This is a genomic window from Pseudanabaena sp. CCNP1317 (assembly GCF_034931345.1).
Taxonomy (GTDB): Bacteria; Cyanobacteriota; Cyanobacteriia; order Pseudanabaenales; family Pseudanabaenaceae; genus Pseudanabaena; species Pseudanabaena galeata.
Window position 1 is genome coordinate 1 of the sequence record NZ_JAYGIF010000118.1, and the last position, 26,994, is coordinate 26,994.

At 42.4% G+C, this 26,994-nt stretch carries 26 protein-coding genes and 3 pseudogenes; 10 read left to right on the forward strand and 19 right to left on the reverse strand.

Features of this window, described 5'->3' with window-relative positions; translation table 11 throughout:
* Positions 1-418 precede the first annotated feature (418 nt).
* Positions 419-1,762 carry a two-component system sensor histidine kinase RppB gene (gene rppB, locus VB775_RS21650; RefSeq protein ID WP_281008204.1) on the forward strand — a complete coding sequence of 448 codons (1,344 nt, stop codon included), beginning with the start codon at positions 419-421 and terminating at the stop codon, positions 1,760-1,762.
* A 130-nt stretch (positions 1,763-1,892) separates the two neighbouring features.
* On the opposite strand, the gene VB775_RS21655 is transcribed toward rppB, so the two are convergent.
* From VB775_RS21655 to VB775_RS21665, 3 genes are all read right to left on the reverse strand, one after another.
* Positions 1,893-2,144 carry a hypothetical protein gene (locus VB775_RS21655; protein ID WP_323216940.1) on the reverse strand — a complete coding sequence of 84 codons (252 nt, stop codon included), beginning with the start codon at positions 2,142-2,144 and terminating at the stop codon, positions 1,893-1,895.
* Between the two features lie 326 nt (positions 2,145-2,470).
* The gene (locus VB775_RS21660; RefSeq protein WP_281008202.1) at positions 2,471-3,982 is read right to left on the reverse strand and encodes a group II intron reverse transcriptase/maturase; all 1,512 of its coding nucleotides are present in this window, start codon (positions 3,980-3,982) and stop codon (positions 2,471-2,473) included.
* A gap of 209 nt (positions 3,983-4,191) precedes the next feature.
* Positions 4,192-4,320, reverse strand: coding sequence for a hypothetical protein (locus VB775_RS21665; protein ID WP_281008201.1), 129 nt, complete (start codon positions 4,318-4,320; stop codon positions 4,192-4,194).
* 63 nt (positions 4,321-4,383) lie between these two features.
* Here VB775_RS21665 and VB775_RS21670 point away from each other — a divergent pair, with 63 nt between their 5' ends.
* Positions 4,384-4,596 (forward strand): hypothetical protein, encoded by a 213-nt coding sequence (locus VB775_RS21670; protein ID WP_281008200.1) that lies wholly within the window; start codon positions 4,384-4,386, stop codon positions 4,594-4,596.
* Between the two features lie 20 nt (positions 4,597-4,616).
* On the opposite strand, the gene VB775_RS21675 is transcribed toward VB775_RS21670, so the two are convergent.
* From VB775_RS21675 to VB775_RS21690, 4 genes are all read right to left on the reverse strand, one after another.
* The gene (locus VB775_RS21675; RefSeq protein WP_281008199.1) at positions 4,617-5,549 is read right to left on the reverse strand and encodes a ParA family protein; all 933 of its coding nucleotides are present in this window, start codon (positions 5,547-5,549) and stop codon (positions 4,617-4,619) included.
* Positions 5,550-5,596: 47 nt separating this feature from the next.
* Positions 5,597-5,962, reverse strand: coding sequence for a hypothetical protein (locus VB775_RS21680; protein ID WP_281008198.1), 366 nt, complete (start codon positions 5,960-5,962; stop codon positions 5,597-5,599).
* A 62-nt stretch (positions 5,963-6,024) separates the two neighbouring features.
* On the reverse strand, positions 6,025-6,366 hold the full coding sequence (locus tag VB775_RS21685; RefSeq protein ID WP_281008197.1) for a XisI protein: 342 nt from the start codon (positions 6,364-6,366) through the stop codon (positions 6,025-6,027).
* A complete protein-coding gene (locus VB775_RS21690) occupies positions 6,354-6,773 on the reverse strand; it encodes a XisH family protein (protein ID WP_407072964.1) in 420 nt (139 codons plus the stop codon). Before VB775_RS21690 ends, VB775_RS21685 begins: the two co-directional genes overlap by 13 nt.
* A 239-nt stretch (positions 6,774-7,012) precedes the next feature.
* Here VB775_RS21690 and VB775_RS21695 point away from each other — a divergent pair, with 239 nt between their 5' ends.
* Both VB775_RS21695 and VB775_RS21700 read left to right on the forward strand, forming a co-directional pair.
* Positions 7,013-7,717: a DUF305 domain-containing protein gene (locus VB775_RS21695; protein WP_281008195.1), complete on the forward strand. Its 705-nt coding sequence runs from the start codon at positions 7,013-7,015 to the stop codon at positions 7,715-7,717.
* 108 nt (positions 7,718-7,825) lie between these two features.
* A complete protein-coding gene (locus tag VB775_RS21700) occupies positions 7,826-9,439 on the forward strand; it encodes an efflux RND transporter periplasmic adaptor subunit (protein ID WP_281008194.1) in 1,614 nt (537 codons plus the stop codon).
* Positions 9,440-9,927: 488 nt separating this feature from the next.
* On the opposite strand, the pseudogene VB775_RS26595 reads toward VB775_RS21700, so the two are convergent.
* The 8 genes and pseudogenes from VB775_RS26595 to VB775_RS21745 form a co-directional block, all read right to left on the reverse strand.
* Positions 9,928-13,112: pseudogene (locus VB775_RS26595) on the reverse strand (HsdR family type I site-specific deoxyribonuclease).
* 12 nt (positions 13,113-13,124) lie between these two features.
* Entirely contained in the window at positions 13,125-13,544 is a 420-nt protein-coding gene (locus VB775_RS21715; protein WP_281008191.1) for a helix-turn-helix domain-containing protein, read from the reverse strand.
* Positions 13,528-13,827, reverse strand: coding sequence for a type II toxin-antitoxin system HigB family toxin (locus tag VB775_RS21720; protein WP_281008190.1), 300 nt, complete (start codon positions 13,825-13,827; stop codon positions 13,528-13,530). Before VB775_RS21720 ends, VB775_RS21715 begins: the two co-directional genes overlap by 17 nt.
* Positions 13,828-14,195: 368 nt before the next feature.
* The gene (locus tag VB775_RS21725) at positions 14,196-15,242 is read right to left on the reverse strand and encodes a PDDEXK nuclease domain-containing protein (RefSeq protein ID WP_281008189.1); all 1,047 of its coding nucleotides are present in this window, start codon (positions 15,240-15,242) and stop codon (positions 14,196-14,198) included.
* Positions 15,243-15,561: 319 nt separating this feature from the next.
* The gene (locus tag VB775_RS21730; protein ID WP_281008188.1) at positions 15,562-16,755 is read right to left on the reverse strand and encodes a restriction endonuclease subunit S; all 1,194 of its coding nucleotides are present in this window, start codon (positions 16,753-16,755) and stop codon (positions 15,562-15,564) included.
* Between the two features lie 25 nt (positions 16,756-16,780).
* Positions 16,781-17,134: pseudogene (locus tag VB775_RS21735) on the reverse strand (DNA damage-inducible protein D); the annotation flags it as partial.
* A 340-nt stretch (positions 17,135-17,474) separates the two neighbouring features.
* Positions 17,475-18,137, reverse strand: a complete 663-nt coding sequence (gene fic, locus VB775_RS21740; protein WP_281008186.1) for a protein adenylyltransferase Fic — start codon at positions 18,135-18,137, stop codon at positions 17,475-17,477.
* Positions 18,134-18,931: pseudogene (locus tag VB775_RS21745) on the reverse strand (type I restriction-modification system subunit M); the annotation flags it as partial. The gene fic and the pseudogene VB775_RS21745, both read right to left, overlap by 4 nt.
* Positions 18,932-19,289: 358 nt before the next feature.
* Between VB775_RS21745 and crtD the strand changes: the two are divergent.
* Positions 19,290-20,828: a C-3',4' desaturase CrtD gene (crtD, locus tag VB775_RS21750; protein ID WP_281008185.1), complete on the forward strand. Its 1,539-nt coding sequence runs from the start codon at positions 19,290-19,292 to the stop codon at positions 20,826-20,828.
* Positions 20,829-21,366: 538 nt separating this feature from the next.
* Here the strand turns inward: crtD and VB775_RS21755 are convergent.
* Positions 21,367-22,458 carry a RuBisCO accumulation factor 1 gene (locus VB775_RS21755; protein ID WP_281008184.1) on the reverse strand — a complete coding sequence of 364 codons (1,092 nt, stop codon included), beginning with the start codon at positions 22,456-22,458 and terminating at the stop codon, positions 21,367-21,369.
* A 121-nt stretch (positions 22,459-22,579) separates the two neighbouring features.
* Complete coding sequence (gene carA, locus VB775_RS21760) at positions 22,580-23,752, reverse strand: glutamine-hydrolyzing carbamoyl-phosphate synthase small subunit (RefSeq protein ID WP_281009367.1); 1,173 nt, start codon at positions 23,750-23,752, stop codon at positions 22,580-22,582.
* Between the two features lie 250 nt (positions 23,753-24,002).
* Between carA and VB775_RS21765 the strand changes: the two genes are divergently transcribed.
* Positions 24,003-24,185: a hypothetical protein gene (locus VB775_RS21765; RefSeq protein WP_281008183.1), complete on the forward strand. Its 183-nt coding sequence runs from the start codon at positions 24,003-24,005 to the stop codon at positions 24,183-24,185.
* A 184-nt stretch (positions 24,186-24,369) separates the two neighbouring features.
* On the opposite strand, the gene VB775_RS21770 is transcribed toward VB775_RS21765, so the two are convergent.
* A complete protein-coding gene (locus tag VB775_RS21770) occupies positions 24,370-24,759 on the reverse strand; it encodes a type II toxin-antitoxin system VapC family toxin (protein ID WP_281008182.1) in 390 nt (129 codons plus the stop codon).
* A complete protein-coding gene (locus tag VB775_RS21775; protein ID WP_190349553.1) occupies positions 24,734-24,982 on the reverse strand; it encodes a type II toxin-antitoxin system Phd/YefM family antitoxin in 249 nt (82 codons plus the stop codon). Before VB775_RS21775 ends, VB775_RS21770 begins: the two co-directional genes overlap by 26 nt.
* A 256-nt stretch (positions 24,983-25,238) precedes the next feature.
* Here VB775_RS21775 and VB775_RS21780 point away from each other — a divergent pair, with 256 nt between their 5' ends.
* The 4 genes from VB775_RS21780 to VB775_RS21795 all read left to right on the forward strand — a co-directional run bounded on the left by VB775_RS21780 (position 25,239) and on the right by VB775_RS21795 (position 26,983).
* Complete coding sequence (locus VB775_RS21780; protein ID WP_281008180.1) at positions 25,239-25,811, forward strand: hypothetical protein; 573 nt, start codon at positions 25,239-25,241, stop codon at positions 25,809-25,811.
* Positions 25,812-25,872: 61 nt separating this feature from the next.
* Positions 25,873-26,268 (forward strand): lysozyme inhibitor LprI family protein, encoded by a 396-nt coding sequence (locus tag VB775_RS21785; protein WP_281008179.1) that lies wholly within the window; start codon positions 25,873-25,875, stop codon positions 26,266-26,268.
* Positions 26,265-26,846: a hypothetical protein gene (locus VB775_RS21790; RefSeq protein WP_281008178.1), complete on the forward strand. Its 582-nt coding sequence runs from the start codon at positions 26,265-26,267 to the stop codon at positions 26,844-26,846. Before VB775_RS21785 ends, VB775_RS21790 begins: the two co-directional genes overlap by 4 nt.
* 14 nt (positions 26,847-26,860) lie before the next feature.
* Positions 26,861-26,983 carry a hypothetical protein gene (locus tag VB775_RS21795; protein WP_323216943.1) on the forward strand — a complete coding sequence of 41 codons (123 nt, stop codon included), beginning with the start codon at positions 26,861-26,863 and terminating at the stop codon, positions 26,981-26,983.
* Positions 26,984-26,994 lie beyond the last annotated feature (11 nt).

The window sequence follows — 26,994 nt, forward strand, 5'->3', positions numbered from 1 at the left end:
CTTGTCAACCTTTTAGCTGGGTTGGTTGCTTATACATATCGAGAGACTAAACCTGCTTTAGATCTTCTCTTCAAAGGCTTGCCTGCTCTTCCTCCTGCCATCTTTTAGTGCGTCGAACTCACGTTAACTATAGCAACGCAAGAGATAGATAGGACAAATCAAAACCAAAAAGATGAGTGGCGGCGCAAAGCGCCGCCACTCATCTTTTTGGTTTTATGTCCTAAGCAAAACTTACATTGCTATACTTTTAGACTCATAGACTTGTAGCGGATTTGTTCGGAATTTGCTGTAATTAAGTAGATGGGCATAATTAATTACAAACCCAAACCCGTAAAGTTGCGCCCCTGCGGGGCGCAACTTTACGGGTTTGGGTAATTTATTCTGCACAGGTACTTAAGCGCAAAGCACTATAACATCCATGAATCACGATAGTGTTTTTTTCAAAGCAAAAGTATCCTTAGCTCTCTGGTATGCAGGAGTGATGGGAGTAATCTTGGGATTGTCTGGACTTGGTGCTTATCAGGTGATGGCTCATGCTCATTGGCAAGGCGTTGATCAAGAGCTAATGGCAGTCTCTGGCAATCTTCACGATGCCTTAGAACCAAATTTGGAACAGACTGGAAAAATTAGTGCCAATGTACAGAGAATTTTGCCTAAGCTCTGCATTATTGGCGAATCTTGCGAACCCGATCGCGATCGCCATGTGTTAGGAATTACCAAACAAGAAGGCTATTACGTCAGACTGTTAGATCTTTCGGGGCGACTTTTGGGGACGGTGGGAGAACAAATAGAAGCAGTTCCATTTAGCAAAAAAGCAATAAGTTGGCATACGTTAGAAGATTTGCAAGGAAATCGCTACCATCAAGTTGCATTACTCTTAAAAAATAATGCTGGACAGCCTTGGGGCTATTTGCAAATTGGGCGATCGCTACAAGACTATGACCAGCATCTAAATGAGTCCAAATTTGCCTTATTGACAGGGTTACCGATCGCCTTTTTGTTGGTCAGCATGGCAAGCTGGTACTTATCAGAAAAAGCGATGCGTCCAGTCTATGCCTCCTATCAACAAATACAGCAATTCACCGCCGATGCCGCCCATGAAATCCGCACACCGCTCGCTTCGATTCGGGCGACAGTAGAATCGGTGCTAATGAGTGAGAAAGTTTCAGAACAAGAAGCACGGGAAACTCTACAGACCATTGATCGCCAAACGATTCGCCTCTCGCAATTAGTGCAGGATTTACTAATGCTCTCACGGATGGAAGGGCAGGTTTCTAAGCAATCACCAAGCCAATCCTGTTGTCTTAATGACATTGTGAGTGACTTAATCGAAGAAGTAGCCGCGATCGCGATGCAATCACAAATTACGCTACATTTGCAACTCGTTAACAAGATTCCGATCTATGTTGCGGGTAATGAAGAACAAATCTATCGCTTGATTTTTAATATTCTGATCAATGCTATCCATTACACTCCAGAAGGTGGCAAAGTCCAAATATTTTTGGAACAGAGCGATCGCATGGCGACGATCCGTATTGAGGACAATGGTATCGGTATTGCTGAAGCTGATTTGCCACATATTTTTGATCGCTTCTATCGCGCCCATAGCGATCGCTCTCGGCAAACGGGTGGAACTGGCTTAGGGCTTGCTATTGCTATGGCGATCGCGAAGTCGCATCAGGGCAATATCCAAGTCAAAAGTCAACTCGGCAAAGGCAGTATATTCACGATTCGATTAGGACTTAATGACAGAGAAATCTAATCAAAACCCTTAGATATTCTTAAAGGCTGCCAATCACTTATCGCTTTGGGTAAGACAAAGCCAAATTATAGGTAGTTCTAATTAAACAGATAATGATTGGCGTTGCGAAGCAACGCCAATCATTATCTGTTTAATTTAGATTGTTAAAGTAATTGACTATGCTCTCTTCAGCTTTAATGACAGGCAAAAATAACTGGTACTCCCATCCTTCTCCAGCAGGCTGATCCTTTTTAGCAATGTAGTCTTGCCTTGGACCGCCTTTTTCCTCACCTGCATAACTTTCCACAGCATGAAAGACAAAGATTCTAGCGTAAGCATAGCCGAGTAAGTATAGGCATAACATACCAAATAGGACAGCGAGCAATTTATTTTTCTTCTGCATAATCATCGAATAAATTGTAAAAATAGCGATGCTAAACTAGCAAATCTCTGCAAGTGATTTTGATCTACTGTAAAGACGGCAGAGTGTTTCTAAAAAGTTCCCAATTTGCATCGAACAAACGGGCTAACGGTGTAGCTGCAATCTGATATTAAAAAAATTTATTAGAAACTTACTATTTAAAATTATCTTACGAGGGATCTCAAATTGAATCAAAGCAAGGTGCGTTACATTTCATTAATGGGTTGAGTCGAGGGAGGCTATTACGCCCCGCCCCTCTCAGTTAGATCCGTGCGTGCGACTTTCGCCGCACACGGCTCCCGATATTCTTAGCTGTCGCTTTTGCTCATGTGGATGTAATGGTGGCAGGATTCATGTATTGCTACAAGGTTTCCCTGCTTCCAATTTTGATGATTTCTATCTACGTGGTGTAGATGGATTGTTTCATCTCCTAGGAATTTTAATCCGCAGGATTGACATGAATGGCTTTGCCGTTTTAGAGCTTTAGAGGTGTTACTGTCATAGAGCTTGCTGTTACGCTCGCTCCAGTAGACCATATCTCCATCATAAGGAGATTTCGCGCCTTTGACGTTGATATGTTTGTTTTCGGAGTAAGGAACATCAGGGAAGGCTTTTCTTATTAGAGCTTCACAACTCTGGCAATTCTGCTTAGTTTCCTTGTTAAACACCTTAAATGCGCGATGATTGATGTGCCAGAGGGAATTCCTTGCGCCATCCATCTTGCAATGTTTATGGTAGTTTCTCCAACCTCTAACAACAGGTGCTAGCTTTTGAGCTTTGACCGTTGCACCAATGTTTGGGTTATTGACGATGGCTTTAACCTTTTTACAGAAAGCTTTATAGTTTGCCACTGAGGGTGTACTGCGAAACTTTCCATTTTTCTGACACTTGAAATGCCATCCGAGAAAGTCAAAGCCATCTTTCGTAGCAGTTATCTTAGTCTTTCTTGCACTAACGTTCATTCCTCTTGATGCTAGAAAATTGCTGATTCTAACAAGTATTTTCGCTTCATCGTCTTGAGGTTTAAGAATAATTACCATGTCGTCAGCATATCTAACGCTATAGTGAATATCCTCTATCCCATTCAATGCGATATTTGCTAACAATGGACTGACCACTCCACCTTGAGGCGTTCCTTGGTCTGGAAATCCTACATTTACTCCAGCTTTAAGGCATCTGAAAATACCTAGCTTTAGTCCCCTTGGGGCGATTAGGTTGTCCATGATTGCAGCGTGGCTGATGCGGTCAAAGCATTTTTCAATATCCAGTTCAATGACTCGTTTATTGATTCCGTTTGCATTACTTTTTAGGTTTAGTTGTAGGATTTTCTGAGCATCATGTGCTGAACGTCCTGCCCTAAATCCATAGCTCCTTGCATGGAAAGTTGCTTCATGTGCGGGTTCAAGAGCGTATTTTGCTAGGCATTGCCAAGCTCTATCGGCGATGGTAGGCACTTTTAGCATTCGGGTTGTCCCATCTTTTTTAGGGATAGGAATTTCTCGTAAGCCTTGGTGTTCCCAGTTGATATAGTTTTTAGCTAATACATCAGCTAGTACTAGACGTTCCTCGAATGAGAGGGATGCTTTACCATCTATACCTGCTGTTCTCTTACCTGCATTTAGTTGTGTTACTTGTCGGATTGCTAACAATCTAGCCGATTGAGATTTGAGAATTAGTTTTTGGATTGACTTCGCTCTTTGCTTGTCTCCAACTTGAACCGCTTTATACACTCGCTTTTGTAGCTTGAAAAGGTTCACTCGAAATTTCTTCCAAGGTAACGCTTTCCATAGTTCACTAACATTTCTGCTGTGTCTAACCATAGTCTGCTCTAGTTTGTGTGTTCTGAATACCTTGGGGCAATTACGCCCCATCCTACCCGAATCTAAGGGATTATTCCTCTCGTAGTGGTCTACCATAAATTCGACAATTTACAGACCTTAGACTCGTTTTTATTCGTTCCGTCCAGATGATTGATTGTCCCTTTAGATGTAGCCACTTCAACCGCCAGAACCCCTTACTCTTGCCGCTACTAGGGTGATGGTGCGGCGGGATACTTATCTCTGGCGAGGTCAGTCTTTAATATTGCGGCTGCCTTCTCGTAGGTTGCTTTTTTAGGCTCGGTTTCATCTTGGGGACTCCCTGTTAGCGCCAGTGTCACTTGCAATTAGTGTCTGTTTGCACCCTGTTCCCAGCTTCATCCTGTAAAGTTCGAGTTTACTCAATGTGGGCAGGTAAGGAGTCAGTCTTGAGTTTAGACGGAGAGACTTTCACTCTCATCGTCTGGACAGTTAAGCTAGTCTTAGGAGACTTGGCTCTAGCGTTTATCTACGGACTGTTTACCGTGTTTCGCGCTAAACGAATCGCACCGCCCTACAAGATCAGTGATCTCCCCTCTCCAATTCCCAAAAAACAGCGAACATCATCATGCAATTAATAATTTTGTTTAAATGAAACTTACTTAGTACGGTCTAGTATTTCAGTAACTAGATTTTCCCATTCCATCTGATGAATTTCTTGTTGCTTTTTTAAATTACTATCAGAAGGAGTATATTCAATTAGGGGACGATTATTTGCTTCGGCTTTACGAATAATATCTGCATTTTTAATAAAACTTTTAAATATTACAGAAGCTTTGCTTTTGCGAATGTTTCTTGCTTCCCATTCGCGAAACTCTCTATCCCACTTTTTATTTTCAAGCGTTGCTTGGGGATCAATTTTTGAATAAAGAACCCCAAGCAATTCAACTTCACAGGAAGCTTTGCATTTCTTTAACCGATCTACACGTTCAACAATTTTGTCTAATCCCCAATGGGAATAAGCGTCTAGAAATGTTGGAACTATAAAATAACGACTGAGAGAGAGAGCATTTAGAGTGATCAGTCCAAGACTCGGTGGACAATCAACGATAATATGCGTATAAGCTCTACCGTATGGATCATTTAGTTTGTGTAAAGCATTAAAGAGGATATCTGTTGCACTAAGGTAGTAGCGATGATAGCCCACAAGTTTGTCCTGAATATCAATAAGTTTAAGACTAGATGGAAGTAAATCAAGCTTTAATCCTTCAATAGGCGTTACCCTAATGTTATTGAGATTAAATGTTTCACTATCATCTTCTCTCTTTATTTCATGATCGAAAAGTTGGTATAGTGTTTTGTTGTTTTTATCTATTTCTGTATACTGATCTTTATTCAAAAGCGTCAGTGAAGCATTGCTTTGAGGATCTAGATCGATAAGTAAAACTGATGCTGGTTTCTTATTATTACCAGATTTTGGTTCGAGTTCTCTTTTTGCTAAAGTAGCTGCAACATTTACCGCAGATGTTGTTTTCCCCACCCCACCCTTGAGATTTATAAAGCTAATTACTGTAGCGTTTCCGATCTTCATTTATTTGTCGAGTTTATGGATGTTTTAACAACGTAATTTGGAATTATCTAACGGCGACAAATCTGATTGTAATTGTTTTGTAGAAACTGTTCTGCAACATATCCAAATTCTTTGAGATCAGGAATATATATACGAACCCAAGAAACTCCTTCTGAAACACCTTCACAGCTTATAACATAAATTCGATCTCCTTTGCTTAAAGTTGCGAAAACAAATCCCCCATTACCTTGTCTAGTCGCTAAGTTTCGTACATTCACATCATCTGCGATTACCAGTGTTGTAGACTGACCTCTGATAAATTTTTGAGCAACTGCTTCTCTAGGATTGAATAGTAGTTTGCCAGCATTTGCCGAGAATACGGGAAACAAGCTAAAAGTAATAGCCGTAAGTAGAGAGAAATTTCTAAATGACATTCTAAACATATCTAAAATATTGGCAATTTCTAAAAGTCTATTGGTGACGATGAGTAGAATTTTTAAGCTACAGCAAACTCCGTTAACTTCCGAGTCTCAGGATCATGAAAAGCCAAAACAATATCAGACTTAGGAATACCTTCCGTTAACAACTCATTAGCAATCCCCTCTTCAGTCCAATCCTCCTCGATATAAACCTTCTCATTTTTAATACTAATATGAACATGAGTATTATTGATTCTCTTCTGATTAACCCAATCTATAGACATCCATAGATAATGATCATGCACTTCATCAAAAATCAAGCAAGTTTGATATTTTTTTCTAGCCGAGCGATTAGCAAGATAATCATGCTCCGTCAATATGCTTTTAATGATTTGACGATAATTAGTTAATTTGTCCATTGCACTATCTCTTCCTTTTCTATATTTACAACAAGTAAAGCAAGTTGATTTAATTTGACTATTGCTTGGATTGATTTTCTTTGGAAGAAGGTGTTATATACTTCATCTTTAATAGCCAAGTAAATCTCTTGATATTCATCTTGCAATAATCGAATTAAATCTCGATAAATTATATACTGCCCCAAAGCTAACTCAAAGTCTTTAACCAGTGAAAGACTAATGAAGCTTTTAATTTCAATAATAATTTTGCGCTGCCTTTGTGTTTCTGAAATAAATTTTTCCACAGCTAAATCAGGAAAAAGTTCAAGATCTTCATACTCTAGCGGATAAGGATCAGCCGTAATCATCCAACCATCCTTAACTAAAGCATTTTTGATAGCCTGATGGTAAATATCCTTTGCCATAATTTTCCATGTTTACTCAACATACATTAACAAATTAAGCACCTATTCAATCCCCCTAACCATCGATCACCATACTCATAAACTTTTCAACAAGCAATCAAGCGATCACACATGCTACTAGAGCAGGCTAGTGATACCATTCGAGTCAAGCTTTACTTTTGAGATTTGCCTTTTCATGCTCATTTCATTTTCTTATGAAACACTACAGTATAAGAATCCTATGCACTGTTCAAGATATGACTATGTTATTTACTGCAAAACGACGATTAGCCTCAACTTTACTAATTTTAGCGGCGGCAAGTAGTAATTTAGCGGCTTGCACAGCTAGCACTCAAACATCAGCAGAGACGGCAACGGCAAAACCCGAAGCAATAAAGACCGAAAAGCAAGCAGGTAAACCATCGTCAATGAATCATTCAGGTGGCATGATGTCCCATGATTCTATGGATTTGGGAGTGGCTGATGCCGAATATGACCTGCGGTTTATTGATGGCATGACACCCCATCATCAAGGCGCGATCGCCATGGCACAGGATGTCTTAAAGAATTCTCAGCGTCCTGAATTACGGAAGTTAGCTAACGAGATTATTGCCGCACAGGAAAAAGAGATCGCGCAGATGGGGGAATGGCGCAAAGCATGGTATCCCAAGGCTGGAGACAAGTTAGTGATGTGGCACGAAGACATGAAGCACTCCATGGAAATGAGTCCAGAATTTCGTAAAAACATGATGATGACTATGGATTTGGGAAGTGCCGATGCTCAATTTGATTTGCGATTTATCGAAGCCATGATTCCTCACCACGAAGGGGCTTTAGTGATGGCAAAGGATGCGATCGCCAAGTCAAAACGTCCTGAAATTCAGAAACTCGCTCAAGAGATTCTTGATTCTCAAAAAGCAGAAATTGAACAGATGCAAGCATGGCGCAGAGCTTGGTACGGCAAGTAGAAATGTTTAGCACCACACACATGTAAGGGCAATTCATGAATTGCCCTTACATGTGGTGAGGGTTTCAAGTTGGTTCGGTGCAAATCCTAGATGTAGTAGGGGCGATTTATGAAAAGAATTTATGGCACTTGTCTGAGCTTAGTTTTGCTTGTCAATCCCTTGCTTAATCCTGTAGCAATCCTTGCCCATGCAGGACATGGCGATGAATTTGGACATGGTGATGCGATCGCCAATCCATCGGCGATTGAAATTGATCAGAATACGGCTCAAAAAGTGGGCATCAAAGTTGAATCTGTCAGCAAGAAAACTATGGCGATCGCTATCAAAGCGACGGGACAGATTGAACCTTTACCCGATGGCAAAGTGAAAGTGACATCACCGATTAAGGGAACTTTGATTTCGTTGTTAGTGCAACCTGGGGATAAGGTGGAAGCGGGGCAAGTAGTCGCAGTGCTATCTAGTCCTGAACTGACGGATTTGCGGGTGAATGCCCTAGAGAAACAATCTGACGCTGTGGCAAGTGTGCAGGAGGCGATCGCTAATTTGCAATTTGCGAAACAGAACTATGGCAATCAACAGCAAATTGTGGAAGCGGAACTGCGTCAAGCGGAAACTGAATTAAAGATTGATCAGGAACGTTACGATCGCGATCGCGAATTACTGGCAAGTGGGGCGATCGCAAGGCGACAATTTCAGGAATCGGAAAGCCGATTTCTGGCTGCTAAATCTAATTTATCCAAAGCATCAGGTCGTTTACCATTGCTAGAAGCGGCGGCTCAAGTCACCAAAGCTGAAGCAATGCTAGAAGCAGCGCAATCGAGAATTGAGTTAAGTGGTTCGGCATATGCTGCTCGTTTACGACAGTTAGATTCTAATGCTGACGCTGACGGAAGGGTGACAATTGCTGCGCCGATTTCAGGTGTAGTTAGCGATCGCGAAGCCACGATTGGCGAAGGTTTTGAAGAGGCAGGTAAATCGATTATGACGATTGTGAACGATCGCCGCGTCTTTGCCACCGCAAATATTTTTGAAAAGGATATCAATCGCATCAAGATCGGACAAAAGATTAATGTCACTGTGGCAGGAATATCAACCAATTCCCCAACTAATACAAAGCTACAAGGCACAATTACCACCATCGGTTCGGTAATTGCAGGTGAACAGCGCGTGATCCCTGTTAAGGCAGAAATTAATAATGCCAATGGACAGCTAAAGGCGGGGATGTTTGCAGAATTGGAGCTTCTCACCAGTCAAGCCTTAAGTCCTGTGATCGCAATTCCTGTGATCGCGGTGGTGGATGTACAAGGTAAAAAATTGGTCTATGTGGAGAACGGTAAATCCTTTGAGCCAACGGAAGTAGAACTCGGTCAAGTCTCCGATGGATTTGTGGAAGTAAAAAGTGGTTTGTTTGAAGGCGATCGCATCGTGACTGAGGGAGCGCCTTTGCTTTATGCCCAATCGCTGCGCGGTAATCCCAATAAGGCTGCGGTTGAAGAGACTAAAGTAGATAGTAACAACGCGCTATCTCTGCCTTGGTGGAGTTTCCTGATTGCCACAGGTGTAGTCGGCGGCGCGGTTTATGGGGGCTATTGGCTGGGTAAACGAAAGAATTTAGCCGCAAATAATACTAACAATGTGTTTTCTCCCAATTCTATAGAAACCATTTATCTTCCTAGTTTGCCAACTTCTGCTGCCACAAAAACGGAAGGAGAGCCAGAATAAGCCTATTGCTCAACTCTATTAGGACTTACGCAAAATTTTCTAAAACCCTCACCCCTAGCCCCTCTCCCATTAGAGCATGTTTGAGAAGTCTCTTATTTAGCGTAAATTTCTGCTTTTACCCCCCTTAATCCCCCCCTTGCAAAGGGGGGAAACTCAGATTCTCCCCCTTGTAAAGGGGGAGTTAGAGGGGGTAAAAACTTCTCAAACACTCTCTAAGAAGCCATTTAAGAATTGTCTAGATCCCCCCCAGCCCCCCTTAATACCAATTCACGAAAGTGTAGCAACACTTTTGTGAATTGAAAACCAAACCCAGTAAGGGTTTTAAAAACAAAAAATGGCTACGCCATTTTTTGTTTTGGTATAAAAAGGGGGGAGAATTATCTTCTTCCCCCTTTTTAAGGGGGATTGAGGGGGATCTTTTAGTTTTTTTATACTAAAAAGTAATTCTTAAATAGTTTCTAAGGGCGAGGGGAACAAGAAAAGCAGTCCTAAATCTGACCGCCTACGCCTTTAAACTTCTCAACAAACGCTGCAATTTTTTGGAAAACGCTTTGTTTCTTGGTTTTGTATTGTGCATTAAGCGGACTCATTTTCGGCAGTGTTGAATTTAACTCAGTCCCATTCTCGCTGGCGAACTCGCGTTTCAGGGAGACCCTGATATAACGCTTGGCTTCTTCGACCTTCAAGCCTTCGGAACGAATCAACTCATCAGCTTCGCGGGCTTGCTCGGCTTGGGCAAATTTATAGAATGTATCAATGATGTTGGCTTTATCTGCCATCTCATCGAGATTGGTTTGATTAATAAAATCCACAATTAGGCTTTCTTTAGCGCGATTACCTAGGCTGGCTCGAATCAAGCGGCGCACTTCTTCGATCAATTCGCCCTTACTTTTATTCTTTTTATTCTGCTCAAAAATTAGCTCAAGAATGTAATCCAGATTGATTTCTTGGGATTTTAGCAAATCCACTTCAAACACCACATCATCCCAATCGATCGCGGATTTTTCTTTTTCGCTCCCCGCTTTTTCACGGCGCAACCAGTCGCGGATATCGTTGTAGGTGGATCGGTAATCTTGAATGGTGCGATCGCTCGGAACCTTGATTGTTTGCAGTGTCGTCAGGGCTTCATCACTTAAATAATGCTTGGCTTTAAATACTTCAACTGCCGCCGAGTCATTCACATCGACATATTGCAAGGCTCTCAGGCTGGCAAATTCATCGTAATTTTGCAATACGTTTTCCACGCGCAAATATTCACCAAATAGCTTGGCAAAGTCTTTTTTATCTTTTTCTAAAACAATCTCGTCGGGGTTGGGAAAACGCTGTTCTAATTCTGTCACCACCTCCACAAAGCCGCGCCGTGCTTCACCCGTCACCACATCGGTAAAGCCGCCCATGTATTCCCTGTAGCTTTTTTCCAGCACCACGTTTTTGGTGTTTTTATCGCCAAACAGGGTAATGGCATCGATGGTGGCTTGTTCTAAATCGCGGAAGGTGACGATATTGCCAAAGGTTTTGGTGGCATCATAAATGCGGTTGGTGCGCGAATAGGCTTGCAGCAAACCGTGATAGCGCAGGTTTTTATCGACAAACAGGGTATTGAGGGTAGGCGCATCAAATCCCGTCAGGAACATCCCCACCACGATCAGCAGGTCGATTTCTTTGGCTTTTACTTGCTTGGCAAGATCGCGGTAGTAGTTTTGAAAACCGTTGTTATCGACGCTGAAGTTGGTTTTAAACAGGGCGTTATAGTCAGCGATCGCCACACTCAAAAATTCTTTGGCGCTGCTATTCATGGCTGATACATCAAAGCCTTCATCCGATATCTCTCCCACTGCATCCTGTGCTTCATTGGCGGCAAAGGAAAAAATGGTGGCGATTTTTAGGGTTTTTTGTACCCCCCCCTCAGTCCCCCCTTAGCAGGGGGGAGGCTCGGTTCTCCCCCTTCAAAAGGGGGAGTTAGAGGGGGTTCTTGAGATTGCAACTGCTTAAATGTTTCGTAATACAGCTTGGCAGCGTCCACACTGCTCACGGCAAACAGGGCATTAAAGCCCTTGCTGGCTTGATAAGCGCCCCCTTGCAAGCGGTGCGTTTTTTGGCGGAAGTTATTCAAGATGTATTGGGAAATCTCGCGAATGCGATTGGGGTGTAACAGGGCTTGTTTGTTTTCGGCGGCGTTTAGCTTCTGCTCGTCCTGCTCGGTTTCAATGGCTTTGAATTTTGGGCGCACATCGTTGTAATCCACCTTGAACTTCAGTACTTTTTCATCACGGATCGCGTCGGTGATCACATAGGAATGTAGCTCACGACCAAACACGCTGGCGGTGGTGTCTGCACCCAGAGCGTTTTGCGGAAAAATGGGCGTGCCAGTGAATCCAAACTGATAAAACTTCTTGAATTTTTTCCGTAGGTTCTTCTGCGCCTCACCAAACTGGCTGCGGTGGCATTCATCAAAAATAAATACGACCTGCTTGTTGTAGATGGCTAGGTCGCTTTCGGTTTTCATCAGGTTATTCAGTTTCTGGATCGTGGTGACGATGATTTTGTTGTCGTCTTTATCCAGATTACTTTTCAGCCCCGCCGTGCTGTTGGAGCCATTGACGCTATCGGGCGAAAAGCGTTGATATTCCTTCATGGTTTGGTAATCGAGGTCTTTGCGATCGACCACAAAAAACACCTTGTCGATAAAATCTAGTTCGGTCGCCAGTCGTGCCGCCTTAAAGCTGGTTAGGGTTTTGCCTGAGCCTGTGGTGTGCCAGATATAGCCGCCGCTCTCAATTTTGCTCCATTGTTTGGCTTGGTAAGCGCTGTTGATTTTCCACAAAATGCGCTCGGTGGCGGCAATCTGGTAGGGGCGCATCACCAGCAAAGTATCATTCACATCAAAAACTGAATACTGCAATAAGACACTGAGCAGAGTATTTTTCTGAAAAAATGTGGTGGTAAAGTCTTTCAGGTCTTTGATCAGGTTGTTATCGGCTTTCGCCCAGTTCATGGTGAAGTCAAAGCTATTTTTATTGCGCTGGGTGGTGTTGGCAAAGTAGCGGGTATCGGTTCCGTTGGTAATGACAAACAGTTGCAGATATTTATAGAGGGAATGTTCGGCGTTAAAGCTTTCTTTGCTGTAGCGATGCACTTGGTTAAAGGCTTCCCGAATGGCTACGCCGCGCTTTTTTAGTTCTATTTGGACGAGGGGTAAGCCGTTTACCAAGATGGTGACATCGTAGCGATTGGCTTGTTTACCCTTTTGTTCAAATTGCTTGATGACTTGGACTTTGTTACGGGCAAGGTTCTTTTTGTCGAGGAGGTAGATGTTTTGAATGCGGTCATCATCAAATGTAAAATCAAGGATATAGTCGTCATGGATTTTGCGGGTTTTATCGGTAATGCTGTCGCTCGGTTTATCTAAATAGGTTTCGACAAAACGCTGCCATTCGCGATCGCTAAACTGCACGTTATTTAGTGTCTGCAATTGCTCGCGGACGTTGGCTAACATGGTTTGGGGGGTGGTGATGCTGGGTAGGTATTGATAGCCTTGATTTACTAAATCCTGAATAAACTCGCCCTCTAAGTCATATTCGCTTTGGTAGCTTTCCTTAACTCTTGATTGCTTGCTGTATTGTTCAAGAATGATAAAGTTATTGGATTCGGCGATCGCGTTGTAGTTGGTCATGATTCAACCTTATTAAATAAAAGCAGCAGGAGAAACATTAAAGTATTCTCCCAATTTCTTGGCTTGAGTTTTGCTAATCTCTCTTTTGCCACTAAGTATTGCTGATACTAGTCCTTTATTTAAACCAGTTGCTCTAGCTAGTTCAACTTGCTTGATTTCCCTTGCTTCCATTAAATGCTGTAGGAATTCATGGGGCTTGGTGTTTATCCATTCTTGAAAAGAATAGGTTTTTTCTTCGTAGTCTCGAATCAGTTTTACTAGCAACATGAATAGTGCAGTTTCGGCTTCGGTGCGTTCATGGCGCTTAGATAGAAGATTTTCTGTAACCGTAAGAAATTGCTCGTATTCTGGCTGCGTTTCGATGATCTTTGGACTGATTTCGTATCTATTAAGCAACTCTACATAGCTATCTCTGTTAATAGTGAGGGTCATTTTTCCATTCATCCTTGCTGTAGTCAGCGTGGTTGAGAAAGTATTTAAAGTATGCGACTTGGCTTTCGTAGTCGATCGCCAGAATTAGGCGATATCTATTGCCTTTAATATTGAAAACTGTAAACCTACCAACGGCTTCAGCAGATGGATAGTCGGCTTGCACATCGATCAGATTTTTCCAGTTAGAGTTTTCAACTTTTTTGGCGAAGTTTTTAACTATTTCGACTGTATTAGGGTATTGAGCAGCAGCTTTAATCAGTTTTCCGACCGAGATAAGATGCACGGGATCTTCCTTGTAAATGTAAGTTTGTCATGAGTCACGATTTATCTCTTTTTGCTGTTAGATTCCTATTATTAGTATCCATGTTTACATATTGACAACTAGTTGTCAATATGTAAACAAATTGCTGTCGGCGTTCCTGAATCTGTTTGAGGACATCAGAAATCTGCAAACAATTTTGATGTAGGGGTAGAGCATTTGCGTCACAATTTCTCAACTTTTCGCTAGAATCTCGATTGGCAAATGCTCTACCCTCTCCGCAGTTGAGGATTGACTTGCGATCGCGTTAAGTTTAGGGCAGAGCATTCCTGTATACAAAATCTAATGATAAGCATCAACAGTTGCAGGAATGCTCTGCCCCTACCTAAAAATTAATTGCTTGCCCCTTCCTCTAAAAACTTTTGCTCCGCTAGTCTTTCCTTTACTTCAATTAGGGCATGATGAAGTTTTTCTTCTAATAGTTGTTTAGGAGGGAGATTAGTCCAATACTCAGCAACCATGATGTTATCTTTCTGCATATTAAGCAGTTCTACCTTCTCCGATCCTGCTTCGGCGCAGAGAATAAGACCAATCGGAGCGTGTTCATCTTCGGTTCGTTCATACTTGTCGAGCCAATTTAGATACAGTTCCATCTGCCCTTTATGGGCTGCTTTAAATTTCCCAATTTTCAATTCGATCGCTATCAGTCGTTTTAGTTTGCGGTGAAAGAAAAGTAAGTCGAGATAAAAATCTTCTCCGTCTATGATCATGCGCTTTTGTCGCTCTACAAATGCAAAGCCTTTGCCTAGTTCTAAAATGAATAGTTCCAGTTCCTTTATTAGAGCGTTTTCTAGTTCATTTTCCAAGTAACCATCTTTTAAACCCAGAAAATCAAGAAAATAAGGATCTTTGAAGTTTCCGTGCAAATGATCTGCTTTGACTAATGACAGCTTAGTATTAGAAATTTCACTGCGCTCAAAGGCTTTACGCTCAATTTGGTTTTGCAGTTCCCGTTTGCTCCATTTGCCTGTAATTGCTTGGTTAGCATAAAACATTCTGGCTTCATGATTTGGCAGGGGCAGCAAAAGGGTAAAGTGCGTCCAGCTTAATTGTGACACCAGTGGTGACACAATCTCAAAATCAGGAAAGGTCTCTGCAAATTGCATCATGCGTCTGATATTTCTAGCGGCAAAGCTTTTTCCATAAAATAAAACAAGTTCCTTTGCCAGTAATTCCACTACTTGCTTACCATATTCCGCTCGCTCTCCACGAAGCACTTCCTGATTGATCCGTCTGCCAACTTGCCAATAGGTTAGGGTTAGGGCGCTGTTTACCGCCATAATTGCCTTGTTACGACCTTCTTCAATCAAGGTCTTTATTTCAAGAAGTAGTGGATCAGCACCTAGATCGGTTAATTCGTTTTTTTGTAAGTTGCTCATCTTATTTCTCATCCTCCTTAGATTGGGGAAAGCTTAACAACAAGTTGCGGTAGTAGTTATATTGTTTTTTGCGATCGCCTTATAATTGGTCATTGGTTTTTGTCCTCTAAAGCAGGGAAAATAATTTTGATGTAGGGGTAGAGCATTTGCGTCACAATTTCTCAACTTTTCGCTAGAATCTCGATTGGCAAATGCTCTACCCTCTCCGCAGTTGAGGATTAACTTGCGATCGCGTTAAGTTTAGGGCAGAGCATTCCTGTATCCCAATTCTAGTGATAAGCATCAATAGTTGCAGGAATGCTCTGCCCCTACCTAGAAATTAATTGTTTGCCCCTTCCTCCACTTTGGGAAAACTTAACAACAAATCGCGGTAATATTCGTATTGCTGTTGCCGCAAGGCGATTTCACGGGGCAAGCCTTCGCTGATGGAATGGGTGAGGGTGTCGAATTTGTCGAGGATGGTGACGATGCGGGCTTGTTCTTTGAGTTGTGGAACTGGGATTTTAAAGCTTTTTATAATTCCTGAGTTGATGTCACCTCTTGCACCTTGCCCCAGTCCTTTGAGGTTTTCATGGTTAAGACTTACCCAATGAAAAACATATCGATACAAGGCTTTTTCTGGATCGATTTCCAAACAGCAACAGTGCTGGTTAGTTGTTAATGGAATTTTATTGATTGCAGATCGTCCTGCGGTTGCGCCTGAGATCGCAATAATAACGCAATTTCTAGGAATCCATTTGACGGATGAATTTTTCAATGCAGAAGGAGTTATCTTAATTTCTGTTTCTTCTATGTCAGAAAACCTTACTTCTTGCGTTCTTAACCAAGGAATTGTGCCACCATCGTAATATTCTGATTTGCCTGCTGTGGGAGTACTACCAGAGTATGATTTGAGGGATACGTCTCCCAATGTCTTCCACTCCACTTCACCTTCTTCAAAAGTCAACAGCCGATCGCGGTAGTAGTTATATTGCTTTTGGCGATCGCTTAGCTCAGCGCTAAGTTCGGCGGTCAACTCGGCAGTCAGCGCTGTAAAAGTGTCCAAAATCCGCACGATTTCGGCTTGAATCGCAAGAGATGGATTTGGAATTTTAATACTATTTAAATTCTTTTGGTTTAGTTTTGGCTGGGCAGCTCCTGATATGTATGGAGTTAAGTCAATACTGTTTAGATAATATTCAATATACCGACGTTCAGCATAAGTATCGAACTTGAGTATATGAGCATGATTGTTTACCCAGCTTTTTCCGCTAATACTAAATGCTATGGGGGTATTTCTTGCTACCAAATTTGCTCCATCTTCTGAAACAAGCAAAAAGTCACCGTCAAAAATATAGTCTTTTACATAGTCAACAATTCCAGATGCACCATAATATGGGATTTCACCAGAATCTCTTGACCCACTTGCGACAGGTTTACGCATAAAATCAAGGTTTTCTGCAAGCTCCCCCAACGGCTTCCACTCCACCGCCACTCCATCCAACAACCTTTCCAGAAAATTCATATCACTCATACATCACCTCCATCAAAAAACATGATCAATTGTCTAGAATATCGGGATTTTTAAGAGATTTTTTCTCGTCTGAAGCAAGACGGCGTTCGACTTTTTTGACATCTTCAGCAGGGGGCAAAGATTCGGGACGAATGCCCCGTTCTAGTAACGTCTTGCGAACCGCTTGGTTATTCGTGATATGTTCACTAGAAATTTCTGGCTCTGTCTTCATTTGATTTTGCTGTGCATTAAAGATCGTAATTTCAGCCGCAAAATCTTTAGCCTTTAAAATAATAGTTGGTGCAAAATCCGCAAGAGATCTGCGATCGGGTACTTTCCATTGGGCTTTCATGGCTTGGGTAGATTTGCCAAATAGAGCAGTGTCACCTTTATCAGTTAGAGAGTTGATGATGTCTTTTTGCATGATCTTAATTTAAGTTGTATTTTTTAGCCCTCAATACTCAACAATTGTGCAACAGCCTGTTGCACAAATTCGACATTTGTTTTATCCAATCCCTGCAATTATCGGGAGATCGCTTCAATTGTGGATACTCGATTTACGGATCAATTCTTGGGTTGTCGTCCCAAAAATATTATTCATCGCTAAGTAGGTCAGCAAAAGAAACCTGTAAATGCCCAGATCCCCGACTTTTTCTAGGCAAGCAAAGACAATTTGCAAATTCACAAAAAAAGTCGGGGATCTTAATCTTTGCTTTTTAAGTTTTCTTATGCCTAGCTACCTACAGATCCTCCGTTTTAAATTCGCTATAACCCTCATAGTAATAACTAACATCAATACCCCTCATAAACAAAGCGCGATCGCCAATTTGATCCGTCAGCGCATTTTTCAACAACACCTTAATTTCCACATCCTTCACCACACTACGCTGCATAGCGGAAAGATAATCATCCTTATCCACTAGATTCCAATCTATAACCTGCTTGATTTCTTTTTTGAGCATCAAGTCTAGCCAAATGCGCGTAGCGCGTCCATTGCCCTCACGGAAAGGGTGAGCAACATTCATCTCCACATATTTTTCAATAATCTGATCAAAGTTCCCTTGTGGCATTGCGTCGATTTGTTCCAGAGCCGCTTTTAGATAAAGCACTGGCGCAAAACGGAAATTACCCTTAGAGATATTCACCTCGCGGATTTTACCAGCACCCCCTCTAACTCCCCCTTGCAAAGGGGGAGGATCTGAGTTTCCCCCCTGCGAAGGGGGGATTAAGGGGGGTAAAAACAAATAGGCATGAATGAAGGCAAGCCCTTTGAACGTGCCAACTTCCACCTTATCAATATCGCCAGAGTCAAAAAACAGCTTTGCCTTTTGTTTGCTGATTTTTTCCTCAGCCTTAGCCAGATCCACCTGATTAGTGATGTTTAATTTATTTTCCATTGTCATGATCCTTCTCCCTCAATCTCCGCCACGATCGCATCAATCTCAGCACGCAAGCGATCGATCTTGGCAACAGTGGTTTTTAATTCCGCATTCAGCGCCGTGATATTCGTGATTTCGCGGGTATCCTCAGCTTCCACATAGCTGCTCACCGACAGATTGTAATCATTAGCAGCAATCTCTTCAAAAAGCACCGATCGCGCAAAATGAGCAACGTTTTCCTTGCGATCGAACACCCCCATGATTTCGGCAATGTGGTCATCGGTCAGGGTGTTAGTGTTGGTTTCTTTTTTAAACAATCCACTGGCATCAATAAACTGGATGGCAGTATCGGGCTTGTGTTTCGATAGCACCAAAATCGTCACCGCGATCGTCGTGCCAAAAAATAAATTAGGCGCAAGGGCAATCACCGTTTCCACATAGTTGTTATCCACCAGATACTTTCTGATTTTGGCTTCCGCACCGCCACGGTAAAAAATTCCAGGGAAGCAGACGATCGCCGCACGACCCTTACTCGATAAATAGCTCAAACAATGCAACACAAACGCAAAATCAGCCTTAGATTTGGGCGCAAGTACACCAGCAGGCGCAAAGCGATCGTCATTAATCAGCGTTGGGTCATCACTACCAATCCAGTTCACCGAATAGGGCGGGTTAGAGACGATCGCATCAAAGGGCTTGTCATCAGCAAAATGCGGATCGGTCAGCGTGTTGCCCAACTGCATATTGAACTTGTCGTAATTGATGTTATGCAAAAACATATTCATCCGCGCCAAGTTATAGGTCGTGTGGTTCGTTTGATCGGTAATTGCTGTATCTTTCGCTTATAACCAAATTATCACTCTTTATCCCGCTCCAATGATTTGTTATGTCCCGATCATTTGTAATTAGGAATGAAAATTAATTAACTTGTGCAATTAAAACCAAAATTTGTTGTGGCGGGCTTCGCCCGCCACAACAAATTTTGGTTTTAATTAATTTTCATTCCTTACCATTCTGGGCAGTTATACCAATTCACGAAAGGATAACAATACTTTTTGTGAATTAAAACCTAAACCCCGTAAGGGTTTTTAAAACACAAAGTAGCTACGCCTTTTGTGTTTTGGTATTAGGTAGATCGCTTAGACTAGATTAAGAATTGTTAATTAGTTATAGCCAGTGTTGAGTACATTTAAACAAAAAACAAATCAAAAAATCATTGTCATTGGGGCAGGAATTGGGGGCTTAACGGCGGCGGCTTTGCTAGCTAAGCGTGGCTATGAAGTTATTGTTTATGACTTGGCTCTTGTTGCTGGTGGTTGTGCTTCGACATTTAAGCGGAGGGGCTTTACCTTTGATGTGGGTGCGACACAGGTTGCAGGATTAGAATCTGGAGGGATTCACGATCGCATTTTTCAAGAATTAGAACTTGAGATGCCTGAAGCGACTTATTGCGATCCTGCCTGTGCAGTATTTTTGCCAAATGAGAGTACTCCGATTAATGTCTGGCGCGATCGCCATAGGTGGAAAATCGAACGACAAAGGCAATTCCCCAATAGCGAACCATTTTGGGATTTTCTCGAAGACTTATTTTGGCGAAGTTGGCGATTTCAGTCCCGCGATCCAATTTTGCCGCCACGTAATGTTTGGGATGCTTGGCAATTAATTAAAGCTTTACGGGTTGATACTTTAGCCACTATTCCCTATACCTTTTCGACGGTGGGTGATGCTCTGCGTGGTTTTGGATTAGCAAACGATCAAAGACTCCGCACCTTCCTCGATTTGCAATTGAAGCTCTATTCTCAGGTGAATGCCGAAGAGACGGCTTTGCTTTATGCAGCAACAGCTCTAGCAGTTTCTCAATTCCCGTTAGGTTTATTCCATCTCAAGGGAAGTATGCAAGTTTTAAGCGATCGCCTAATTTCAAGTATTGAACGTGATGGCGGTAGGGTATTGATGCAGCATCAAGTTACAGCGATCGCCGATCAGGGTAAAAGTAAAAAGGTAAAAGTAAAAAATCTGCGATCGCAAGAGATTTTTGAAGATAGCGCCGATCACATCGTGGCGAATGTGACGGTGAATAATTTTGTGCAGCTTTTGGGAGATGCTGCACCTAAGGGCTATGTTAGGCGGGTTGCTGACCTCAAGCCTGCTTCAGTAGCTTTTGTCGTTTATTTGGGAGTGGATCGGGCTGCGATTCCTGAAGACTGTCCGCCGCATTTGCAATTTCTGGAAGCCTATGAAGATTCCACAATTAATAAACCACATTCGCTATTTGTTTCCGTTAGCAAAGAAGGAGATGGTCGCGCTCCTAATGGAAAAGCAACGATCATTGCTTCTGAATTTACTGATGCTGAGGTTTGGTATGGCGGTGAAGATTATCAGGAACTCAAAAAGAGATTTACGGAACGTGCGATCGCGCAGTTAAGTGGATATTTTCTTCTTAATGAAGAGACAATCATTCATATTGAAGCTGCCACTCCGCAAACTTTTGAACGCTATACAGGACGCGATCGCGGCATCGTTGGTGGTGTAGGAATGCGCGTTTCCACTTTTGGTCCCTTTGGTTTCGCTAATCGTACACCACTCAAAAATATTTGGTTAGTTGGCGACTCTACCCATCCAGGTGAAGGAACCGCAGGGGTGAGTTATTCGGCGCTAACAGTAGTAAGACAAATAGAGCAATCGTCACGCAAACTGATTTATCCCAAAACATAATTTATCCCAAAACATAAAATGGCTATGCCATTTTATGTTTTGGAAACCATTTAAGAATTGTCTAGATCCCCCCCAGCCCCCCTTAAAAAGACGTGAGTTCGATATAGCCATTTGCGGCGTGCGAAGCACGACGCAAATGGCGAAAAATGGTAAGAATCGCTTAGCGATTCTTACCATTTTTCGCTTTCGTCGAACTGACGTTAAAAAGGGGGGAGAATTAAATTCTTCCCCCTTTTTAAGGGGGATTGAGGGGGATCTTTTAGATTTAACCGCAGAAAGTAATTCTTAAATGGGTTCTTAACGTGACGTGAGTTCGATATAGCCATTTGCGTCGTGCTTCGCACGCCGCAAATGGCGAAAAATGGTAAGAATCGCTTAGCGATTCTTACCATTTTTCGCTTTCGTCGAACTAACATTGTTTTACAGCAATTACCGATCAAACGAACCACAAGAAAAAAATTGAAAGCGTTGCTTTGCAACGCTTTCAATTTTTTTTCTTGGTTTGAATTTGAGCGCAAAGCGCTGTAAATGTACAGTTTTATTCTTCAAACTGCCAGCGATCTTGAGAGGCGGCTTCGTCAAAGAAGCGTTTGGGGCGCAGAGTTAAAGTGATTTTGCCGAAGAGTTCCACTTCTGGCGGTAGCTCAAACCATGCAAACTGGAGATTGCCATCCTCACCCGCGATCGCAAAATAGCTATTCTCATCCCATTCGCGTTGAGCGCGATCGACTAGTACCAAGATATCCTCAGCGCGATCGCGGACAGAGCTAAGAACTTCTTGATTAATCGCCGCCTGTAAGGTGTCAGTATTACCACAAACCACTACTCCATCTTCTGCTTCATGGACGACAAACCAACCAGGCAGAGTTGCCCAAGTGGATGCAACGGCGGAATGGACAATTCCAAAGGGGGCTAATTCTTCAGTTTTTGGAGAGGACTTAAACTCATCAATTGATAGCGGTAATGTACCAACTACAGGCAAGATACGAGGAATACTATCTTCCGCATCGTAACGGAAGTTGGGCAGGTTTGGAGCTTTTTTCTTGGCGGGTGCTGACATTTCCATAAGCAGACGCTCGATCGCTGCACGCGCTTTCTCACTATGGGCAAACCGCAATCCCCGCGCAATCAGTCTAGTGCGTTCCTGTGGATCGATTTTGCCTTGTGTTGCTTTTAAGATTTGCAATACCACAGTGTCCCCAGGATGACGTGTAAATCCTTCAGGCAAGTTAGCAACATTAGAAGCTTCCTTAATTGCTTTAACAACATCCTTAGCTTCCAAAACATCAAGATTTTTTTCGAGTGCGAAGGTTGCCATCGCTACTCTCTCTGTCTGATTGAGTACGCGCAACTCATTAAGAATGTCACTGCCTTTCTGTTCAAAATGAGCGAGGACAATATCCGCCGCATTACCTGCTTGCAGACTCGCATAGACCTGTGAAGCAACCACAATCTGGTTTTGTTGAATTGGTTCAAAGCCAGTGTTCTCAAAAATTGCGAGAGAATTCTCACCCATTTTTTGGAGCATTTGACAAGCAATTCCCCACTGCACCCAAGTTCCTTCCTTATGGCGTAAGAGTTTCAAAAGTCCTTCAGAGTCGGTGGGAAGTGTGGCTACGGGAGTGGGCATGATTGTTTTGATAGTTCTTTTGTCTATGTTTCGGAGTTTAGATCCCCCTCAATCCCCCTTAAAAAGGGGGAAGAAGAAAATTCTCCTGCCTTTTTAAGGGGGGTGGGGGGGATCAGGATGGCTAAGCTGCTACTTGCTTAGAGTTATTTTTATGTTCGCGCATGGATTTCACAAAACGCTCGAACAGATAATCAGCATCGTGAGGACCAGGGCTTGCCTCTGGGTGATATTGTACCGAGAAGATTGGCAAAGTTTTATGCTCTAGCCCTGCGACCGTGCGATCGTTGAGGTTGATATGGGTCAACATGGCGGGAGATGCCTCAAAGGATTCACCTGTGAGCGCAAAACCATGATTTTGGCTGGTGATCTCCACTCGGCGATCGGCATTTTCCGCTTGGTTTTGGGCAGGTTGATTTAAGCCACGATGTCCAAACTTGAGTTTGAAGGTATCGCCACCCATGGATAAGCCCAAAATCTGATGACCTAGACAAATCCCAAACATTGGTTTATCCGCAGCTAGCAAAGCCTTCGCTGTTTCAATGCCTTGGGTAACGGCGGCGGGATCTCCAGGGCCGTTTGATAGGAAGATGCCATCGGGATTATAAGAGAGAATCTTTTCGGCGGGGGTATCGGCAGGAACGACGATCACGCGGCAGCCGTAGCTAGCGAGACGACGCAAAATATTCCGTTTTACACCAAAGTCGATCGCTACAACAGTCATCGCTTCACCTGTTAACTGAGATGGTTCGGTAAATTCCCATTCAGGTAAGGTTTTGTCTGCCCATTCATAAATGCGATCGGTGGAAGCTGCTTGAGCGAGGTTTTGACCCTGCATTGATGGCGCAGCTTTCACCTTAGCCAGTAACACTTCAGGATCGAGAATTTCGGTGGAGATGCCGCCATTCATTGCGCCAAGCGATCGCAGTTTACGGGTAAGCGCACGAGTATCAATCCCTGCAATACCGACGACATTATGCGCCTTGAGGTAGTCGGGCAAGGACTGACGCGATCGCCAGTTGCTTGGTAGGGCGGTAATGTTACGGGCTATTACGCCACGCACCTGTGGGCGATCGGATTCATCATCTTCGGGGGTTACGCCTGTATTGCCAAGTTCGGGGCAGGTGAAAGTCACAATTTGACCTCGGTAGCTGGGATCGGTCATTACCTCTTGGTAGCCAGTCATACCCGTATTAAATACCACTTCGCCGATCGCGGTTCCCGATGCGCCAAAGGCATAGCCACGGTAACAAGTACCATCCGCCAAGACCAAAATCGCTGCTTGCTTTGTTGCCATATCTTCAAATACTCGTTCGTTGCTGTCCACTATTCAGTTACTTATTTTGGACACTAGCGATCATTCTAAACGTTATCTAGGTCACAAGAGTGGATCTTAATTGGTTTGCTGCTGAATATTTAGGTATAAAATCTACGCTTCCCAAAATTTTTCACCTTGACTATTAACAAGTTTTTGTAGAAACTCTGCCAATAAGTACGGCAAATAGTATCAGTCTGCTCGATGATCAATTGCAAGAGCAATTATTATTTTGCCAAAGTCATTAGAGTTTTGCTCGCACCTTACAACTAGCAAATCAGAATATCATCTAGTTCAATTCTACCTAATTGTTCAAGTCGAGACTTCTGGTAACTTTGAGAGGCAGTTTCGGATTCTGTTTAAGCGCTATCGTAAAATTCGCTCAGATGTACAACCTGTAATCGAGAAATTATAGTCTGGAGAAGTATTAGGCGATCGCCTGTCGGGATTGGATATTGTTGTTTTTAAAGTGCGGGTCAAGAATAGCGATATTCAAAAGGGGAAAAGTGGTGGCTATCGTCTCATTTATTAGAGCGTAAGGTAAATAATGTAGCGGAAGGATTTGATACTCGTGCCGCTAAATGAACATCCTGCTATTCCTACCATTTCGCATGGGTGTAGTTTTCAAGGATTTTGTGGTCTTTGCTTAGTAAGATATTTTCGCTGACCATTGCGTTTGCAACGATGAGGCGATCGAAAACATCACGAGTCCATGTAATCGATAGGGCGCAGTTAATAATTTCAATAAAACTTTTATCGCATAGGCGCAAGCCAATACGATTAGCAAGATCTGTCAAAATTAGGTTTGGCGAATCTGTAATTCTGCCTATTTCGTATAGGTACTGTAGCTCTAGTTTCACTAATGGGGAACAGATGAGATCGTAGTTTTGGGAAATAATGGACTGGGCAAAGTTGCTCAGTTTGTTTCGCTCGTCAACATAGAGCCAAATAATGACATGGGTATCAAGGTAGATCGAGGTTGAGTTCATGTTCCCAAGAAATGCTTACTAGGTCTTCTGGATCGCCAATGATAACATTTGGTCGTCTTACTAAATTGTCTAGCCTATTTGTGGCTATATTTTTGGGTGTTACTGGTGATATTTGGAAGCGTTTGCCTTGCCAATCAAGTTCGATGGGGTCGCCTGTGGTGGCGATTTCTTCTAGTAGGTTGATAAAGTTGGTGGTGAGTCTATCTACGGGTATGGTTTTCATATATTCAATTATATTAATGAAAGATTGGAGGATAACATAACTTTGTGAGTTAACAGATAGGATTCAGGATAACATTCTGCTCATGGTTGTTTGATGAGTTTTGGTCTCCAAATCCCTCCATCCGCAGGGATAACATCAATGTATTTACAAAAATTTAAGATTATTAGTGATCAAATTGATCGAATAGTGATATATTCGGGATTGAGTGGCGATCGCGCCAGTATTTTATAAGTCTATTCAGTTAAGGCTAAATTACATGGGTTTTATAAATTACAAGAGAGCCTTATCTTTAGTGAAGCCTATATTTCCATTTGTCTACTGCTTGAATGTAGCAATTTTGGTGTATGCGCTTGTCGATTCTCATGGGCTGTCGGCACAAGCTGGGAACTGTGATTATTCTACGGGTACTGCTGTTGGTGGGCAGAACATTAGTGTTGATCTGTGTTCTATCTCTAGAATAAGTTCTCGAAAGGTAAATTTTGATTATAATCTTGGCAATGAACGTATTCAAGCTCAAGCTAATTGCCAGTCGAGAACGTGGCTCACTTTCCCAGAGCAAGCGGTTAATAGACCGCAATCTCAAGCAACGAGGGATATGATGCAAATTGTTTGTACTGCTCCTAGTTTTAATGAAGGAATAGCGATTGGAGTTGTATTTGATCCACCTTCAAATGTAAGAAGTTCTCCCAATGGTAGTATCGTCTGTACTATTCGCGAGTTGACTGCGATCGAGCTTAGCGGAGGTGTGGTTGGTGATGGTTGGCTTCGCACAAATTTTTGTGGTAGAGGCGGTGTAATTCATCGGAGTCAAGTTTTATATAGAAGATAATCACGACGACGGCCATAGATTTATATTGATGTTTTGATGTAATTAAATAAGGTTAAACTTTATGAACTTTACAAATAAGAATAAATTTTTACTAATTTCTCTGGGATTTATGTTGACTTGCTTTACACAGCTTGTATCACCTTTGTCGGCACAAGATGATACAAGCTGTGTAAAGCCTAGGTATCAAGTTCAGATGCAAAGATGCGCTCGTTTAGCATACGAAAAAGCGGATCGTGAATTAAACTCAGTTTGGAAAGAGGTAATCTCGCAGTTGAGTGGCAATGAAAAAGAACGATTAATTGATCGTCAATTGGCATGGATTGATGAGCGTGATGCTACTTGTGATAGGGAGACACAAAATAATATGCGTGGGAGTGGATATCGAATATTTTTAAACGATTGTCTCAGAAGGGTGACGATTGAAAGAACTGAAGTTTTGAGAGGATATTTGAGATGATTGGGAAAAATCTTGTCAGTAGAAAAAGTTTCTTATTGGGTACGCTCAGTTTTGCAACGGTTTTGATGGTGGGGAATTGGTCGGGGGCGATCGCAGGAACATTTTCAATCAAGGCAATTTCTGCACAAATTGCAAGAAGAACAAATGTTCCAATTCTATTGCCCTCTGAACAGGTAGTTGAACAATACAAATTTGATAAAAGTGAAACTATTTATGCTTATTTAGGGACTGACTCAGATAGTTACTATACCTTGGGTTTTTATAACTTTTATCACCGTTCCGTAACTCCTGGCAATGCCGCTTTTCGTTTTTCAATCAGCGCTAAGCGTAGGAAAGATTTTGAGAGAAGATCTCTGGACTCAGACCCTAGATATTCTCCCAGTTTCAGTCAAGTAAAATTGTCTGATAATTCCAATGCTTTGATTACGAGTTGGTGTGGTGGTACAGCGTGCTGGTCTACAGTGCAATGGAAGTCCAATGGGGTTCTATATGAAGTTGCATCTAAACGAAGACAGCCTGACGCTGCATTAGCAATTGCAAACTCGGCAGTTAGAGAAGGTAATCGGAATAAAAGATAAGGATTAGTTTAAATATGATGTTTCTAAGTACAGGACAAAAATTTAATGGAGTTGAAGAAAGCCTCGGAATTGAGATGGATGTCAAAGATGATATGACGCAGAAAATCAAAACCAAGACGAAAAATGCTTTTAGGTAAGCGACCGTGCT